The sequence below is a fragment of the Rhodococcus sp. 06-1474-1B genome, from assembly GCF_002258885.1.
GTDB lineage: Bacteria > Actinomycetota > Actinomycetes > Mycobacteriales > Mycobacteriaceae > Rhodococcoides > Rhodococcoides fascians.
The window spans coordinates 115218-131807 of sequence record NZ_NOYR01000034.1 but is presented as its reverse complement, the minus strand read 5'-3'; the positions used below and the strand labels follow the sequence as shown (position 1 = coordinate 131807).

Genomic DNA, 16590 nt, shown 5'->3' with positions numbered 1-16590 from the left:
CGAACGCCCGGGTAGAGCCAGTTACCTTCCCGTGGACACCTATTCGCTTCGCGCGATCGCGGCGACCTCGTCACCGATGGCGGCCATGCCGGCTGCCGTCGGGTGCAGTGGCGCAGCGGGGTTCTCCGGGATGACGCCCTCGAAGTACCGCTGATCGACTGCCGCACAGACATCGTGGCCGACGCTGAGTGCCTCGGTGTCGACGAACTCGGCCCCGTGCTCCTCGGCCTGTGTCTTCAGCGCCTGGTTCATGGCGGTGATGCTGCTCTGGATGTAGTCGGCGTCCTCGGGGAGAACCGGCTGAGTGGGGAAGCAGCCGCCGTCGGGGAGATACGTTCCGTATCCGACGACGAGGATCCGCGCGTCGGGCGCACGCTCGGCCACCGCGTCGAGCATCGCTCCCCAGCCCGGAGCCTCGGCCTCGATGGTGGCGGCGACGGTGTCGACTCCGCCGGCGGTGAGTCGGTCCTTGCAGACGTTGCCGGTCGAGGAATTCGCGAACGTCAGGCAGCCCACCGCGGTCGAGACGAGGCCGATGTCGTTGCCACCGATCGTCACAGTCACCAGATCGGTCTCGGGCGTCACCGCGTCGAGTTGGACGGGCTGATCCCCGCTGGAGGTGCTTTGGGGCGTCGAGACCAGGTTCTCGGTCACTGCCCCGCCGCACGTGACGTCGACGAAGGACGCGACCTCGAGCTGAGCCGCGACGACGTGTGGGTAGTTCGAGTCGGACTGCTCGCAGCCCTGCACACCCACCTGCTCCGGGATGCGTGGCCCCGACGCCGCGGAATCACCCAGCGCCACATAGTTCAGTGGCGCCGAAGCCGGGGTGTCCGGGACGTCGGCGTCCGGTGCACTGGGCGAAGAACACGCCGCAAGCAGGCTCACGGCAACAGCAATCCCGACGTAGATCCCAGGGTTCCTCACAGGTTCGACGCTACCGCGGCCGGTAACCTCGACCGGGTTGTCCCACGAGTACGTCTACACATCGAAGCAAAGGAACATCTCATGATCACCAACTTCATCAACGCGATCCTCGCCGGCTTCGGCTCCATTTCCGCTGGTAGCAGCGGCTTCGAACTGGCACCGGGAACGCTGCCCTTCGGACTGTAGGACCGGCAGTATGCTATCCGTGTTGTGCCGACGGTTCGTCCGGCACCGCACGGGTACACACCTCACATGACTGATCCGAAGCACGACGAGAACTCTGCCCCCGACGCCGACAAGGACGTGCAGTCCGACCCGGCTGCGAACGCAGACACCAACGACTGGTCCAGCGAGGGTGGGGCCATCGAAACCGGCCCGGCCACCGACGACGAGCGAACCGACGGCAGCTAGCCGAACAAGCGGCGAGGTGCCGACCGCACCGTCCGGACGTCACCGTCGGCCACGATGTGCTCCACCGCTTCTCCGCGCGCTCGCATCGACGGGTCGGCGGTGAAGTCCACTCGGGCGTCGCCGAGCCAGTCGATGCCTACGACGATCCCCACGGTTCCCCTGGGAATGCCGCTTCGCCAACGCACGCGTCCCAGATTTCTGAGTGCGACGACCGTATCCCCGATTTCGAAATGCCCCATTGCGCCCCCAATTTGTTCCTGCCGATCAGTAGACCGCACCCGAACGGCCTGTTCAAGCGGTAGATCCGCGCTTACTACCACCGATGGCAACCGTCGGTTCGGACGACGCGGGCACAAACAGGGCAGCTACCTCGTTTTGTGTGGGCGGGTCGGAGCAGCGGTATTTTCATCTTCGACAAGTTGCTGTTCTGGCAATCTTTCTTGCCAACCCAGCAGTCCTGTCCGCACACTGCAGACATGACTTCAGACAACGCATACCCAGCGCCCACCGAGAATGTCCGCGTCGATGCGATCATCGTCGGCGGCGGAGTCGCGGGGCTCAGCGCAGCCGTGGCTCTCGGACGCTCCCGCCGATCCGTGGCGATCGTCGACGCCGGCGATCCGCGCAACGCTCCGGCCGCCCATTCGCACAACTACCTGACGCGCGACGGCGAATCTCCGCTCGAGCTCGTTCGTCTCGGCCGTATCGAGGCCGAGCACTACGGCGTCCGCATCGTCGACGGCAGCGCGACCTCGGCTGCGCGGACCGACTCCGGGTTCGAGGTGTCCCTCGCCGACGGGACCGTCGTTCGAGGCCGTCGCCTCCTGGTCACCACCGGTCTCACCGACATTCTTCCCAGCATCCCCGGGCTCGCCGAGCGCTGGGGCCGCGACGTACTGCACTGCCCGTACTGCCACGGATGGGAAGTCCGAGACCGGGCGATCGGCATCATCGGCAGCGTCATGTCCGGACATCAGGCCCAGATGTGGCGTCAACTGTCCGAGAATGTCACCGTATTCACCCACACCGCAACGGAATTGAGCCCCGAGGAGCTGACGCGCATGCGCGCCCGCGGGATCGTCGTGGTCGAAGAAGAGATCACGCGAGTCGACGTCGAGAACGACGCCATCGTCGGCGTCACGTTGGCGAACGGCGTCGCCGTCGAGCTCGACGCCGTGGTCGTCGGCCCCAACTTCACTTCCCGCGCAGACGTTCTCGAGTCATTGGGACTCGAGACGACCGACATGGTGATGAACGGTCACGTCTTGGGCACCTACATCGAGGCCGACCCGGTCGGGGCGACGTCCGTGCCGGGGGTATGGGTGGCCGGCAACGTGGCGGCACCGATGGACACCGTCGTCGCGGCCTCGGCGGCAGGCGTGAAGGCCGGTGCCGCGATCAACGGTGACCTCATCGAGGAGGACGTTCGGTTCGCCGTACAGCAGGCCGAAGCAATGGCCTCCTGACGTCGGACATCAGCTTCCCAGCGCGGTTGCCAATCCGCTCTCGATGGCGTCTTTGCGAACCCCGAGTTCGGCCAGGGTGGCATCCTCGTTCTCGAGCAACGCCAACAGGATGTGCTCGGTGCCGATGTAGTTGTGCCCCAACCGAAGCGCCTCACGGAAGGTCAATTCCAGTGCCTTCTGGGCACCGGCGTCGAAGGGGATCAGCGCCGGCAGGGGATCGGCCGGTTCGGGCAGCGTCGCCGTCACCGCGGTACGGATCTGCTCGTCGGTGAGCCCCTGCGCACCCAGTAGCTTCGCGGCGAAGCCGTCGGGCTCACCGAGCAGGCCGAGGATCAGATGGCCGGTGGTGATGTGATCGTTGCTCGTCGCCCGGGCCTCGTTCTGGGCCCCCACCACCACATTTCGTGCGCGTGGAGTGAAGCGTGAGAAGCCCTGACTGGCGTCGAGTTCGGCCGGGTCGTCGCCGCCCTTGGCCACGAACCGCTTCTGTACCGCCTGCTTGCTGACGCCCATGGACGCGCCGATGGCGGTCCAGGACGCACCGGACCGACGCGCACGATCGACGAAGTGGCCGATCAGGTGGTCGGCGATGTCGCCGAGCGCATCGGCGGCGATCACCGCGTCGGAGAGTTGATCGAGTGCGTCGGTGTGCACCTTCTCGATGGCGGCGATCAGGTCGTCGAGTCGGACTGGGTTGGTGATCTTCGTCGATTCGGTCATGCGTCAACTCTAGGTTGACGCCAGCCCGTCGTCAACCCTCGGTTGACGACTCCGTGCCGATGGTCGGTGGAGTCGAAGTTTGTTCGGGGGCAAATAGTGACCCTGATCACCGCTTTTGCTGGCAAAGACGTATATTCACCGATGAAGGCGTCAGTCGGGACGGTGCGAGTCCGCACGCGAGGGGAAGTGGGGTCCTTCGATGAATGCGAAGGCCACTGCGCCCTTCGCCGTGCCGTCGGTGCGGACCGCGTTCCTGGCTGCGGTGGCCGTCATCGCGGTGACGGTGTTCGTCCAGGGCAGTGCCGACGTACGTGCCGGCGTTCTGGCCGTCGTCGCCGTGGGATCGGTCGTGGCGATCAGTGCGGCAATTCGTCGCTACCGCCCGAGCGACGCCCGATGCTGGTGGGCTCTGTTCGGAGCCTCGGTGCTGTTCATGTTCGGAGTCTCGTTTCGCAGCGACCCGAACGCGCTGGATCGATCGTTCTCGCTGCTCCCGGATCTGTTCACTCTCACCGGGTACGCCCTGGTGGGATACGCCCTGTCTCGGTGGATCCGAGACCGCCGATCGATCGACGACATCACCCCACTCGTCGATGCAGGCCTGATCTTCCTCGGCACGCTGTTCCTGTCGTGGTTGCTGCTGATCTCTCCGGCCCTCGACCTGCCGCGTTCGTCCGTGTCGACGGTGGTGAACGGGATCTATCCGGCGATCGACGCGGCGCTGATCACGTTGACGACATATCTGCTCTTCTCCTCGAAACCCCGCTCCGCCGCGCTGTTCTGGGCGCTGCTCGCCCTGGTGGCGACGTTCGTCGGCGACGTGTCCTACGCCTTCGCGGCGACGACCGACGACGCTCCGTCCTCGGGGTTGCTCGACGGCATCTACCTGTTCGCGTACCTGTCGCTGGCGATGGCAGCGCTCGACCCGTCGATGCGCACGGTGTCGCACCGGCAGACCCCCGCGCCCGCCCACAGCAGCCGTCGGGTGGTCTTCGTGGTGTTGATGTTGGTGGTCTGCGCGACCGTGCCGCTGCTCGGTTCGGCAGTCTCCACCGGCGACCTGATCGTCCGCTCGCTGTTGCTCGCCTCGATCCTGGTCGGTGCTTTCCTCCGCGGCGAACGCGCCCTGGCCCGAGTGCAGACCGGCGAAGAGCATGCCCGCTACCTCGCGGCACACGACCTGCTCACCGGACTGCCGAACCGCACGACGCTCGACGCGGAGTACGCCCGACACGAACGCGCTCAGCGACCCGGACGCACCTGCACTCTGTTCGTCGACCTCGACAACTTCAAGATGGTCAACGATTCGTACGGCCACCGCGTCGGAGACGAGTTGATCGTCGCCGCGGCACGTCGCATCCGCGCGGCCGTCGGTGCCGCCGACACCGTCGTTCGGTATGCCGGCGACGAGTTCGTGGTGCTCACCCGCCGCGACCGTTCCGGTTCGGAACTGTTGGCGCGCCGCATCATCGAGCGACTGAGCGAGCCGTTCCCGCTCAGTGCTGCCACCGCCTACGTCTCGGCCTCGGTGGGCATCGCCGACGCCGAACGACTGCACGACGCCATCCGCGAGGCCGACACCGCGATGTATCACGCGAAATCTCTCGGGGCGTCTCGCTACGCGTTCTTCGACGAGTCCTTGCGTGCGCGAGCAACATCGGCGATCGAGACCGCCACCGCACTTCGCGGCGCGATCCGGCGCGGGGAGCTCGAGGTCTACTACCAACCGATCGTCGCGACGAAGTCCCGCAAGACCGTTGTCTACGAGGCGCTCGTGCGCTGGAACTGGCAGGGCCGAGTATGGACGCCGAACGAGTTCATCCCGATCGCCGAATCGACCAATCTCATCGAGGAGATCGGTGAGTGGGTACTGCGCACCGCGATCTCCGATCTGGTGACACTGCGCGCGAACGGGCAGGACGTCACCATGTCGGTCAACGTCTCGCCGATGCAGTTGCGCGACGACTCGCTGCCGGGCATCGTCCAACGGGTGCTCGATACCTTCGGCGTCACCGGTGCGGACCTGGCGCTCGAGATCACCGAAAGTGTTCTGATCGACGACATCGGCGCAGCGAAGACCGTGCTCGATCGGCTCGCCGCCATGGGCGTACTCATCGTGCTCGACGATTTCGGTATCGGCTACTCCTCGCTGAACCGGTTGCGCAAGATGCCGATTGCGCTGCTCAAGATCGACAAGTCCTTCGTCCACGAGATCGGCGTCTCCGATTCCGACGTCCAGCTGATTCGCGCTATCACCGCCATGGCGTCCGCGCTTTCCGTGACGACCGTCGCCGAGGGGGTCGAGACCGAGGAACAGGCCGCGATCATCGAGCAACTCGACTGCCGTTTCGCGCAGGGCTATCTGTACGGCAGGCCCGCCCCCATCGCGCATTGGCTTCTCGAATCCGCGCAGCAACGGTGACCACGGTGTTAGCGTCGAGCGGTGTCTGCAACCGGAATGCGCCCTGTTCGCTACACCGCCCTCGCCTGTGCTCTCCTGCTGGTGCCGCTCGTCGCGTGCAGCAGTAGCGACGACGCCGGTACCGACACCGCCGCGGCGGACAGTTGCGTGCTCGGTGCCAGTGGCGGCACCCCGGTAGGAAAGACACCGAGCACCGGCTCGGGTGACATCTCCACCAATCCGGAAGTGGCGACCGGATATCGGTCGAACATGACTCCGGTGGAGACGCCGTCGTACTCGGTCTCCACCGCCAACCCGGTCTCCACCGCAGCCGCGTGCGAGGTACTACGCGACGGCGGCACCGCGGCCGACGCACTCATCGTGGCGCAGACCGTGCTCGGGCTCGTCGAACCCCAGTCGTCGGGAATCGGCGGCGGCGCTTTTCTGATGTACTACGACGCCGCGTCGGGTGAGGTGCAGAGCTACGACGGCCGCGAGACCGCGCCGATGAGTGCCACCGGCGACTACCTGCGGTACATCGACGACGTCAACCGCACTGTGCCGCAACCCGATGCGCGGTCCAGTGGCCGATCGATCGGCGTGCCGGGTGTTGTGCGCATGCTCGAGCAGGCGCACGAGGATCACGGTGACAAGCCGTGGGGGGATCTGTTCCGACCCGCGATCGAGCTCGCCGACAACGGAATCGAGATCAGCCCGCGCATGGCCTCGTCCATCGCGGACTCGGCACCGAAGCTCGCACTCGACCCGGCGTCCAAGGACTACTTCCTGCAGCCCGACGGAACCGGAAAGCCCGCCGGCACGGTGCTGAACAATCCGGCGATGTCGAAGACGTTGTCCACCATCGCAACCGACGGTGCCGATGCCTTCTACACCGGCGACATTGCCCAGGCGATCGTCGACGCGACAGCAGATACCACCGCCGGCCGTACCCCGGGGCAGATCACGGTGGACGACCTCGCCGGCTACGAGCCGAAGACCCGTACCGCAGTGTGCACGCCGTACCGCGATCACGACATCTGCGGAATGCCGGGGCCGTCCTCCGGCGGCATCGCGGTGGCGTCGACGATGGGCATTCTGTCGAACTTCGATCTGGCGCAGTACGCCCCGACGGATATGGATGCCAACGGCGGCAAGCCGACCGCCGAGGCCGTGCATCTGATCTCCGAGGCCGAGCGTCTGGCGTACGCCGATCGCGACAAGTACGTCGCCGATCCGGATTTCGTACCCCTACCCGGCGGCTCGCCCGACGCCCTGCTCGACCCCGAGTACCTCAGCAGCAGAGCAGGACTGATCGACGAGGGCAAGTCGATGGGTACCGCGAAACCGGGCGACTTCGGGCCCGTGCAATTCGCCTCGTCCACCGATCCCGAGCACGGCACCAGCCACATCTCGATCGTCGACGGCGAGGGCAACGCGGCCTCGATGACGACAACAGTCGAGTCGGCCTTCGGCTCGTTCCACATGGTCGACGGCTTCCTGCTCAACAATCAGCTCACCGACTTCTCCGCCGCGCCGGTGGCCGAGGACGGAACTCCCATGGCCAACCGCGTCGAGCCAGGCAAGCGCCCGCGCAGCTCGATGGCCCCGACCCTGGTGTTCGATCGCAGCGACGACGGCACACGCGGAGATCTCGTTCTCGTCGCAGGCTCACCCGGCGGGTCTGTCATCATCCAGTTCGTCGTCAAAACACTGGTAGGACTGCTCGATTGGGGAATGGACCCGCAGCAGGCGGTGTCGATGGTCGACTTCGGAGCGGCCAACACCCCGTCCACCAACTACGGCGGCGAACATCCCAACGTGACCGGAGAGAACGATCCGGTCGTGGTGACGCTGCGCGAGAAGGGCCACCAGGTCTCGGTTGCCGACCAGTCGAGCGGGCTGAGCGCGCTGCAACGCACCGACGGTGGCTGGATCGGCGGAGCGGACCCACGCCGCGAAGGTGAGGTACTGGGTGGATAGGTGCGGGCGCGGGTAGCGCTCAGCTCACAAATCGATAGCCCATGCCGGTTTCGGTGATCAGATGTACCGGTGCCGCTGGGTCTCGTTCCAACTTCTGGCGTAGTTGGCCGAGATAGATTCGCAGATAATGCGTTTCGCGTTCGTGCCCGGGTCCCCACACGGTACGCAGAATCTCCTTCTGCGACACCAGTTTCCCCTCGTTGCGGACGAGCAGTTCGAGGACGCCCCATTCGGTGCGCGTCAGGTGCACGTTCTCACCCTGTCGAACAACGGTTTTGGCGGCGAGGTCGACCGTGAAATCCGCGGTCTCGACGATGGGATCCGCCACCGACTGCGGACCGCGGCGCAGGGCCGCGCGCAGTCGCGCCAGCAGCTCGTCCATGCCGAACGGCTTGGTCACGAAGTCATCCGCTCCGGCATCGAGTGCCTCGACGGTGTCGGCCGAGTCGGTCCGCGCCGAGAGCACCAGAATCGGCACATCGGTCCATCCGCGCAGACCTGCTATGACGTCGATACCGTCGATGTCGGGCAGACCGAGGTCCAGGATCACGATGTCCGGGTGGAAGTTCGCGGCCACCCGCAGTGCTTCCCCACCCGTAGCCGCGCTGACGACCTCGAATCCGCGGACGTTCAGATTGATCCGCAGCGCCCGCACGATCTGTGGTTCGTCGTCGACGACGAGCGCCCGTACCTTCACCTGCTCGCCGCCTTCAACTCGACCGTCATCGTCAGCCCTCCGCCGACGGTGTCCGACGCCGTGACGGTACCGCCCATGGCCCGCACGAATCCTCGCACCACCGACAGGCCGAGTCCGACCCCCACCGAGTTGTCGCGATCGCCGAGGCGTTGGAACGCGTCGAACATGGTCGCTTCGGCCCCGGCGGTGATGCCGGGGCCGTGGTCGACGACGGAGATGGCGGCCATGTCACCGTGCACTGCGGCGCGCACGGTGATCTCGCCGGTGGGGGCGTAGCGGGCACTGTTCGCCACCAGGTTCGCGAGCACTCGTTCGAGCAGACCCGGATCGGCGAGCACTTCGACGTCACCCACCTCGACCCGCACCCGCTCGTCGGCCCCCACCAGCGCGCCTGCCAGTACGTCGTCGACGAAGACGGGACGCAGACTGGGTTGCACCACACCGGCTTGCAGCCGCGAGGAGTCGAGCAGATTGGTCACCAATGCCGTCAACTGGTCGGCCGACTCGTCGATGGTGGCGAGCAGTTCGTCGGTGTCCTCGGGCGAGAACTGAACGTCGGTGCTGCGCAGCGACGACGAGGCTGCCTTGACCGCCGACAGCGGTGTCCGCAGATCGTGGCTGACCGCCGAGAGCAATGCTCGACGCAACGCGTCGGCCTCGGCCAGTGCGTTGGCGCGGCTGGCTTCCTCGGCCAAACGGGCTTGGCGCACCATGCCCGCGGCTTGGTTGGCGACGGCGGCGAGGACGCGGCGATCGTGGGCGCGGGTACGTTCGCCGACGAGCAGCAGCGTGAAATCGCCCGCGTCGATTTCGGTGTCGGCCCCGTTGCGATCGGTCGGCGGGTGTTCGCCCGAGCTGCCCACGATGGACCGGGACTGGTTGTCCCACAGTGCGACGCCGGACTGCCGATACGTCTCCCGTGCGCGCTCGAGCAGCGCGCCCAGATCGGCACCGCGCAGGACGGACCCCGCGAACAGGGTCAACAGTTCGGCTTCCTGCGTCGCCCGGCGTGCCTGACGCGTCCGACGAGCGGCCGCATCCACCAAGGCCGCGACTGCCACAGCGACCAGCAGCAGTACGACGGTCACGACGAAGTTGTCCGGCTCGGCGATCGTCAGGCTGTATCTGGGTGTGGTGAAGAAATAGTTCAGCAGAAATCCTGCGATCAGCGCCGAGAGTGCCGCCGGTGCAACACCTCCGAGCAGCGCCACACACAGCACCACCATGAAGAACAGGGCGCTCTCACCGCTGGAATCGAAGTCCGGACCGACCGTGCTCAGCACTGCAGCGGCCAAGCAAGGCACGAGAACCGCGGCGAGCCAGGCGATCACCCGTCGACGACCCGAATCGACCTGCAGACTCCGCCGACGGGCCTGCTCGGCGTGAGTGACCATGTGCACGTCGATCTTTCCCGAGTTCTGCACCACGGCCGCACCGATACCCTCGTCGAGAATGCGGGCGGCACGTGACCTTCTCGAGGTACCGATCACCAACTGCGTGGCGTTCACTCCGCGCGCGAAATCGAGCAGAGTGGTGGGCACGTCGTCCCCGACAACGCTGTGCACACTCGCACCGAGGCCGACGGCGAGCTTGCGCACGGAACCCATCTGCGGTGCGGACACGCCCATGAGGCCGTCTCCGCGCACGATGTGCAGGACCATCAGTTCTGCACTCGACTTCGAGGCGATCCGACTCGCCCGCCGCAGCAGGGTTTCCGACTCGGGGCCGCCTGTCACCGCGACCACCACCCGCTCGCGCGCCTCCCAGGTGTCGGTGATGCGATTGTCCTTGCGGTACTTCACCAATGCGGCGTCGACCTGGTCGGCGATCCACAGCAGTGCGAGCTCACGCAGAGCCGTCAGGTTGCCGCCGCGGAAGTAGTTGCTCAGCGCGGCGTCCACCTTGTCGGCGGCGTAGACGTTGCCGTGCCGCAGCCTGCTCCGCAGCGCCTCGGGTGTGATGTCGACCAGCTCGACTTCGTCGGCGGCCCGAACCACGCTGTCGGGAACCGTCTCTCGCTGCGGAACACCGGTGATCTGCTGCACCACGTCGTTCAGAGATTCGAGGTGCTGCACGTTGAGGGTGGAGATGACATCGATGCCCGCGTCGAGCAGCACTTCGACGTCCTGCCACCGCTTGTCGTGGACGCTGCCGGGAGTGTTGGTGTGCGCCAGCTCGTCGACGAGTACCACCTCGGGGCGACGAGTCAGGACCGCGTCGAGATCGAGTTCCTGCGCCGAGGATCCGCGATAACGGACGGTGGCCATCGGCAGGACTTCGATGCCCTCCAGCGCCTCGATGGTTCGCGCCCGCCCGTGCGTTTCCACGACGGCCGCGACCACGTCACGCCCGCGATCCTGCAGCCGACGAGCTTCGCCGAGCATGGCGAAGGTCTTGCCGACGCCGGGCGCGGCACCGAGGTAGATCCGCAGCTCACCCCTGTCCGCCACAGCCTGTCTCCTCACCCGGCCGGTATGCGTCCCGCAGTGCCAGGTTCAACTCCGGGACATTCACCGCTTCGGCACCGAGTACACCGTACTGCGGGCCGCGGGTGTACTGGTCGACCAGAGCCTCCACCTCGCTCACCGACGCTCCGTTGACCTGGGCCACCCGAGCGACCTGGAGGGCCGCGTAGGCGGGACTGATATCGGGATCGATACCGGATCCGGAGCCGGTGACGGCGTCGGCCGGAATCGTGGACGGGTCGACGTTTTCCCGGGCTGCGATGGCGGCTCGGCGCTGTTCGACGAACGACGCGAGTACCTCGCTCGACGGGCCCTGATTGGTCGGTAGCGCTGCGGCCGGATCTCCCGGCGCAAACGCGTCGTCGTCCGATACCGAGCCCGTGACGCGGGTGTGGAAGAACGGATCCGGCTCTCCCGGAGCCACCTGCGGATCGACGCCGATCAGCGAGCTGCCGACGACGCAGCCCTGTGCGTCACGCAGCGGTGACCCCTCGGCGGAGTCGGTGCCGATGCGGCTGATGCCCCAGACCACAGCCGGATAGGCGATGCCGAGGATCACGGTGAGCGCCAGCAGCACTGCGAAGCCGGCGACGACCTGACGGAGAAATCCCTGTACGAAACGCATGGTCAGCCAATCCCTGGAATGAGTCGAACGAGCAGGTCGATGAGCCAGATACCGACGAACGGACTGATGACGCCGCCGACGCCGTAGACCAGTAGGTTCCGCCGCAGCAGCGCAGCTGCGGACGCCGGGGTGTATCGAACACCTTTGAGTGCCAACGGAATCAGCGCCACGATGACGAGCGCATTGAAGATCACCGCGGACAGGATCGCCGATTCCGGGGTCGCCAGGTGCATGATGTTGAGCCCGCCCAGCTGGGGATAGACGGTGGAGAACATCGCCGGCAGAATCGCGAAGTACTTCGCCAAATCGTTGGCCAACGAGAACGTCGTCAGAGCACCGCGAGTGATGAGCAGCTGCTTACCGATCTCGACGATCTCGATCAGTTTGGTCGGATCGGAATCGAGATCCACCATGTTGCCGGCTTCCTTGGCCGCCGAGGTGCCGGTGTTCATCGCCACGCCGACGTCGGCCTGCGCGAGAGCCGGGGCGTCGTTGGTGCCGTCGCCGGTCATCGCAACGAGCCTGCCGCCTTCCTGCTCCTGCCGGATGAGCGTGAGCTTGTCCTCGGGAGTGGCCTCGGCCAGGTAGTCGTCGACACCTGCCTCGGCAGCAATGGCTTTGGCGGTCAGCGGATTGTCACCGGTGACCATCACGGTTCGGATGCCCATGGCCCGCAGCTGAGCGAACCGTTCGGCAATGCCGGGTTTGACGACGTCCGAGAGTTCGACGACACCGAGAGCGCGAGCAGCAGAACCGGTTTCGCGTACCGCGACCACCAGCGGAGTGCCGCCGTTCTGCGCGATGTCGTGCACGGTGCCGTCCAGATCGGCCGTCCCGCCGCCGTCGCGAATCCAACTGTAGACCGAATCCGCTGCACCCTTGCGGATCTCCATGCCCGGTAGATCCAACCCGCTCATCCGAGTTTGCGCCGTGAACGCCACGAACTCCCCGCGCTCGGATTCACCTTCTGCCGTGACGGATTCGAAGTCGCGCTCGACCAGTTCGACGATGCTGCGTCCCTCGGGGGTGCCGTCGGCCAGCGACGACAGCCGAGCTGCACGAGCCAATTCGGCGGCGGCGATGCCCGTCGCCGGATGCAGGCCGGTGGCGCGGCGGTTACCGAAGGTGATGGTCCCGGTCTTGTCCATCAGCAGCGTGTCGATATCGCCCGCCGCCTCCACTGCCCGGCCGGACATCGCCAGTACGTTGCGCTGCACGAGGCGGTCCATGCCTGCGATGCCGATGGCGGAGAGCAGCGCACCGATGGTCGTGGGGATCAGGCAGACGAGCAGAGCGATCAACTGAATGGAGTCCTGCTGCTGCCCAGCGTAATTGGACATCGGTCCGATGGCGACGACCGCGAACAGGAAGACGATGGTCAGCGACGCGAGCAGGATGTTCAGGGCGATCTCGTTCGGCGTCTTCTGCCGCGCCGCGCCCTCGACGAGGGCGATCATCCGATCCACGAACGTCTCGCCCTGCGCTGCAGTGATTTTCACGACGATCTCGTCGGACAGCACGATCGTGCCGCCGGTGACGGCCGACCGGTCACCTCCGGATTCACGGACCACGGGAGCCGACTCACCGGTGATGGCAGATTCGTCGACGGTTGCAATACCCTCGATGACGTCACCGTCGCCGGGAATGACCTCACCGGCCGAGACGACGACCTCGTCGCCGACCTTCAATTCGGCACCGGCCACCTCGGTGATCACGAACTCGGCACCCGACGCCGTGCGTCGTCGAGCAGTAGTGTCTTGCTTCACCTTTCGCAGGCTGGCTGCCTGCGCCTTGCCACGGCCTTCGGCGACGGATTCGGCGAGGTTGGCGAACAGCACCGTGAACCACAGCCAGCCGGTGACGAACCAGGCGAATACCGACGGCTGAGCGATCGACAGGATCGTCGTGACGATCGAGCCGAGGAAGACGACGAACATGACCGGGTTGCGGGCCAGGTGACGCGGATCGAGTTTGCGGAACGCGCCGGGTAGAGCGGTGTTCAGTGACAGGTTCATTGCATGGCCTCTGCTATGGGTCCGAGAGCAAGTGCGGGGAAGAAGGTGAGGGCCGCGACCAAGATGGAGGTACCGATCAGCAGCGTGCCGAACAACGGTCCATCGGTGGGCAGGGTGCCGGCGTTGGGCGCGCTGCGTTTGGTCGTCGCAAGCGAACCGGCCAGTGCCAATACGAAGACGATCGGCAGAAAGCGGCCGAGCAGCATCGCGAAGCCGAGGGAGATCTGGAACCAGTCGCTCGTCACCGTCAGGCCGCCGAACGCGCTGCCGTTGTTGTTCGATGCCGATGCGTAGGCGTAGAGCACCTCGGTGAATCCGTGGATGCCCGGGTTGCCCTGATAGCTCGTCGTCGATTCGAGTATCACCGTGATCGACGTGCCGACGAGCACGAGGATCGGCATCACGAGAACCGAGAGCGCGGCCATCGTGATGGCCCGTCGACCCAGCTTCTTGCCGAGGAATTCCGGAGTTCGGCCGACGAGCAGACCACCGACGAAGACGGCGATGACCGCGAGCACCAGCAATCCGTACAGACCGGTGCCGACGCCACCCGGCGCGATCTCGCCGAACAGCATGTTCAGCAACACCGCTCCGCCGCCCAGCGCAGACATACTGTCGTGGGCCGAATTGACTGCGCCGGTGGATGTTCCGGTCGTCGACACCGCGAACAGCGCAGACGCCGGGATGCCGAAGCGAACTTCCTTGCCTTCCATCATCGCGCCCGCAGCCGTTGCTGCCACTCCACGGGTACCGGATTCGGCGAACAACGTCACCGCCAACAGCGTCGCCCACAGCGTCGCCATCACCGCCAACAGAGTCAGGCCCTGCTTGCGGTTGCCGATCATCGTGCCGAACGTACGAGTGAGGGCCACCGGAATCAGCAGCAACGAGATGATCTGCACGATGTTGGTCAGTGGTGTCGGGTTCTCGAACGGGTGCGCCGAGTTGGCCGCCAGAATGCCACCACCGTTGGTGCCGATCTCCTTGATCGCCTCCTGCGAGGCAACGGGCGCAAGCCCATTGGTGACCGTCTGCCCATCGAGACCGGTGGAGGTGAAGCCGGACGAGAACGACATCACGGTGCCCTGAGTCAGCATGATCACCGCGACGAGCACGGAGAGCGGCAGCAGAATACGGAGCGTCCCGCGCGTGAGGTCGACCCAGAAATTGCCGAGCTCACCGCCCGTCGACACCCGAACGAAGCCGCGCACGACGGCGATCGCCACCGCGAGACCGACAGCAGCCGAGACGAAGTTCTGCACCGCCAGCCCCAGCGGCTGCGTCAGATTCGACAGCGTGGTCTCGGGAACGTACGACTGCCAGTTGGTGTTGGTGACGAACGACGCTGCAGTGTTGAACGCCATCGCCGGACTCACCCCCGACAGGCCACCGTTCAGCGGGAGCACACCTTGAATTCGCTGCAGTACGAACAGGAATACGACCCCGGCGAACGAGAACCCGAGCAGGCTGGTGGAATAGCCGACCCAGGTCTGTTCCGACGACGAGTTCACCCGGGCCACCCGATAGAGCAGACTCTCGACGCGAGTGTCGTGGGTAGAACCGAACACCCGGGCCATGTAGTCACCGAGCGGCACGTACGCCGCCGCCAACACGACTATCACGATGCCGATCTGAAGACCGGCAAGCAGAGCAGGATTCATGGCGCCGTCAGAACCTCTCCGGATCGAGAAGAGCGACGAACAGGTAGACCGCGACGAACGCGGCCACCGTGAGACAGAGCAATTCGGTCATTGCTCGATCTTGGATCCCACCAGCGAACGAAAACGCGTTCCTTACGCTTTCCTACGCTCACGACCTGCGGTCATGACGGAGTTTTTACGCTGGCCCCGCTAGCGCTCCTCGGGCAATCGCGATCCGCTAGCGCTCCTCGATGTCGTCGACGCGGATTTCGACCGCATCCCTGCCGAGGGTGACGCCGAGCAGGTCCGCAACCACGTCGATGGCGATCGATGCCAGTTCTTCGCCTGCCGCCTGCAGATCGTCGCCGTACACGCCGATCACCGCGACGAACAGACCTGTGCAGGCGTGATCGTCGAGATCGAGGTCGATCTCGGTGGGCTGTGCACCGTGTACGCCCGCGAGAGCACGGCGCAACGTCGTCTTGACGATGTGATCGCTGATCCGCAGTGAGTCCCGTGGATCGGCCGCTGAACCCGCCGGGAAGGCGCTGTCGATCGGCCAGGTGCGGCGCGTCGTATTGCGCACTTTCGCGAGGATGGACGAGCTGATGTCCACCCAGTTCGGTTCCTGCGGTGCCTCCCGAAGCTCGGTGGCAGCACGCGCGAGAACCGCATTCGGTTCTACCGGGTTCGCCATGACGCCAACCTTTCGCTCAATGTTGCTCGTGCTCTGGTCAATTGACCTCGTACTGCTCCTGCGGACAACGTCATGATCGCGCCGATCTCCGGATGGGTCAGGCCCTCGACCTCCCGAAGCAACCAGCAGGCCCGCTGCCGATAGGGCAACTCCGCCAGTGCCACACCCAATTCGGCCATGAAGCTGTCTGCTTCGACGTCCGCCTCGGGATCACTGCCCGCGCCCGTGCTCTTGCGCTCGAATACCCAGTCTTCCGCAGGAGGAACGCTGCGACGCCGGCGATGATCTATCACTTTGTGCGAGACCAACGAGAACAGCCAGGTGCGCAGAGCCGAATCGCCCCGGAAGTTGTCGAGCCCCTTCCACGCTGCGACGAACGCGTCCTGCACCACCTCCTCTGCTGCACCCTGATCGGACAGCATGTTTCGGGCGTACCGAAACATCTCCGGTCCGTATCGGCCCACGATCTCCTCGAACGCATCCGTCTCGCCGAGCGCGGCTGCGCCGACGAGTACGCGGTCCGACGCATCTCTCCACTCCATCGGG

General features: G+C 65.7%; 15 protein-coding genes. 4 read left to right on the top strand and 11 right to left on the bottom strand.

The window, feature by feature from the left end:
• Positions 1–39: 39 nt before the first annotated feature.
• Entirely contained in the window at positions 40–927 is an 888-nt protein-coding gene (locus CH266_RS22445; RefSeq protein WP_217901021.1) for an SGNH/GDSL hydrolase family protein, read from the bottom strand.
• Positions 928–1179: 252 nt separating this feature from the next.
• On the opposite strand from CH266_RS22445, the gene CH266_RS25570 reads away from it, so the two are divergent.
• A complete protein-coding gene (locus CH266_RS25570; RefSeq protein WP_167325642.1) occupies positions 1180–1338 on the top strand; it encodes a hypothetical protein in 159 nt (52 codons plus the stop codon).
• On the opposite strand, the gene CH266_RS22440 is transcribed toward CH266_RS25570, so the two are convergent.
• Positions 1335–1523 carry a hypothetical protein gene (locus CH266_RS22440; protein ID WP_255176000.1) on the bottom strand — a complete coding sequence of 63 codons (189 nt, stop codon included), beginning with the start codon at positions 1521–1523 and terminating at the stop codon, positions 1335–1337. The two genes, CH266_RS25570 and CH266_RS22440, sit on opposite strands and share 4 nt — an antisense overlap.
• A 291-nt stretch (positions 1524–1814) precedes the next feature.
• Between CH266_RS22440 and CH266_RS22435 the strand changes: the two genes are divergently transcribed.
• A complete protein-coding gene (locus CH266_RS22435; RefSeq protein WP_094716364.1) occupies positions 1815–2804 on the top strand; it encodes an NAD(P)/FAD-dependent oxidoreductase in 990 nt (329 codons plus the stop codon).
• 9 nt (positions 2805–2813) lie between these two features.
• Here CH266_RS22435 and CH266_RS22430 read toward each other — a convergent pair whose 3' ends face one another.
• A complete protein-coding gene (locus CH266_RS22430; protein WP_176457183.1) occupies positions 2814–3524 on the bottom strand; it encodes a Clp protease N-terminal domain-containing protein in 711 nt (236 codons plus the stop codon).
• A gap of 199 nt (positions 3525–3723) precedes the next feature.
• Here CH266_RS22430 and CH266_RS22425 point away from each other — a divergent pair, with 199 nt between their 5' ends.
• Together CH266_RS22425 and ggt are read left to right on the top strand one after the other, a co-directional pair.
• On the top strand, positions 3724–5946 hold the full coding sequence (locus CH266_RS22425; RefSeq protein WP_094716233.1) for a putative bifunctional diguanylate cyclase/phosphodiesterase: 2223 nt from the start codon (positions 3724–3726) through the stop codon (positions 5944–5946).
• Positions 5947–5982: 36 nt separating this feature from the next.
• Positions 5983–7905 carry a gamma-glutamyltransferase gene (gene ggt, locus CH266_RS22420; RefSeq protein ID WP_094716232.1) on the top strand — a complete coding sequence of 641 codons (1923 nt, stop codon included), beginning with the start codon at positions 5983–5985 and terminating at the stop codon, positions 7903–7905.
• Between the two features lie 19 nt (positions 7906–7924).
• Here the strand turns inward: ggt and CH266_RS22415 are convergent, their stop codons facing one another.
• From CH266_RS22415 to CH266_RS22380, 8 genes are all read right to left on the bottom strand, one after another.
• On the bottom strand, positions 7925–8602 hold the full coding sequence (locus CH266_RS22415; RefSeq protein ID WP_032367717.1) for a response regulator: 678 nt from the start codon (positions 8600–8602) through the stop codon (positions 7925–7927).
• Positions 8599–11052, bottom strand: a complete 2454-nt coding sequence (locus CH266_RS22410; protein WP_094716231.1) for a sensor histidine kinase — start codon at positions 11050–11052, stop codon at positions 8599–8601. Before CH266_RS22410 ends, CH266_RS22415 begins: the two co-directional genes overlap by 4 nt.
• Positions 11036–11692 (bottom strand): potassium-transporting ATPase subunit C, encoded by a 657-nt coding sequence (locus tag CH266_RS22405; RefSeq protein ID WP_094716230.1) that lies wholly within the window; start codon positions 11690–11692, stop codon positions 11036–11038. Before CH266_RS22405 ends, CH266_RS22410 begins: the two co-directional genes overlap by 17 nt.
• Before the next feature lie 2 nt (positions 11693–11694).
• Positions 11695–13707: a potassium-transporting ATPase subunit KdpB gene (kdpB, locus tag CH266_RS22400; protein ID WP_094716229.1), complete on the bottom strand. Its 2013-nt coding sequence runs from the start codon at positions 13705–13707 to the stop codon at positions 11695–11697.
• A complete protein-coding gene (kdpA, locus tag CH266_RS22395; protein WP_094716228.1) occupies positions 13704–15368 on the bottom strand; it encodes a potassium-transporting ATPase subunit KdpA in 1665 nt (554 codons plus the stop codon). The genes kdpB and kdpA overlap by 4 nt, the downstream gene beginning before the upstream one ends.
• 7 nt (positions 15369–15375) lie before the next feature.
• Entirely contained in the window at positions 15376–15459 is an 84-nt protein-coding gene (locus tag CH266_RS22390) for a potassium-transporting ATPase subunit F (protein ID WP_072691966.1), read from the bottom strand.
• A 126-nt stretch (positions 15460–15585) separates the two neighbouring features.
• Entirely contained in the window at positions 15586–16044 is a 459-nt protein-coding gene (locus CH266_RS22385; RefSeq protein WP_045841590.1) for a hypothetical protein, read from the bottom strand.
• A complete protein-coding gene (locus CH266_RS22380) occupies positions 16029–16586 on the bottom strand; it encodes an RNA polymerase sigma factor (RefSeq protein ID WP_045841589.1) in 558 nt (185 codons plus the stop codon). Before CH266_RS22380 ends, CH266_RS22385 begins: the two co-directional genes overlap by 16 nt.
• Positions 16587–16590 lie beyond the last annotated feature (4 nt).

Excerpts from the sequence above, each read along its gene's own strand:
- CH266_RS22390 (WP_072691966.1), bottom strand. The coding sequence starts at position 15,459 with ATGACCGAATTGCTCTGTCTCACGGTGGCCGCGTTCGTCGCGGTCTAC.
- ggt (WP_094716232.1), top strand. The coding sequence starts at position 5,983 with ATGCGCCCTGTTCGCTACACCGCCCTCGCCTGTGCTCTCCTGCTGGTG.
- CH266_RS22425 (WP_094716233.1), top strand. The coding sequence starts at position 3,724 with ATGAATGCGAAGGCCACTGCGCCCTTCGCCGTGCCGTCGGTGCGGACC.
- CH266_RS22435 (WP_094716364.1), top strand. The coding sequence starts at position 1,815 with ATGACTTCAGACAACGCATACCCAGCGCCCACCGAGAATGTCCGCGTC.
- kdpA (WP_094716228.1), bottom strand. The coding sequence starts at position 15,368 with ATGAATCCTGCTCTGCTTGCCGGTCTTCAGATCGGCATCGTGATAGTC.
- CH266_RS22405 (WP_094716230.1), bottom strand. The coding sequence starts at position 11,692 with ATGCGTTTCGTACAGGGATTTCTCCGTCAGGTCGTCGCCGGCTTCGCA.
- CH266_RS25570 (WP_167325642.1), top strand. The coding sequence starts at position 1,180 with ATGACTGATCCGAAGCACGACGAGAACTCTGCCCCCGACGCCGACAAG.
- kdpB (WP_094716229.1), bottom strand. The coding sequence starts at position 13,707 with ATGAACCTGTCACTGAACACCGCTCTACCCGGCGCGTTCCGCAAACTC.
- CH266_RS22430 (WP_176457183.1), bottom strand. The coding sequence starts at position 3,524 with ATGACCGAATCGACGAAGATCACCAACCCAGTCCGACTCGACGACCTG.
- CH266_RS22380 (WP_045841589.1), bottom strand. The coding sequence starts at position 16,586 with ATGGAGTGGAGAGATGCGTCGGACCGCGTACTCGTCGGCGCAGCCGCG.
- CH266_RS22385 (WP_045841590.1), bottom strand. The coding sequence starts at position 16,044 with ATGGCGAACCCGGTAGAACCGAATGCGGTTCTCGCGCGTGCTGCCACC.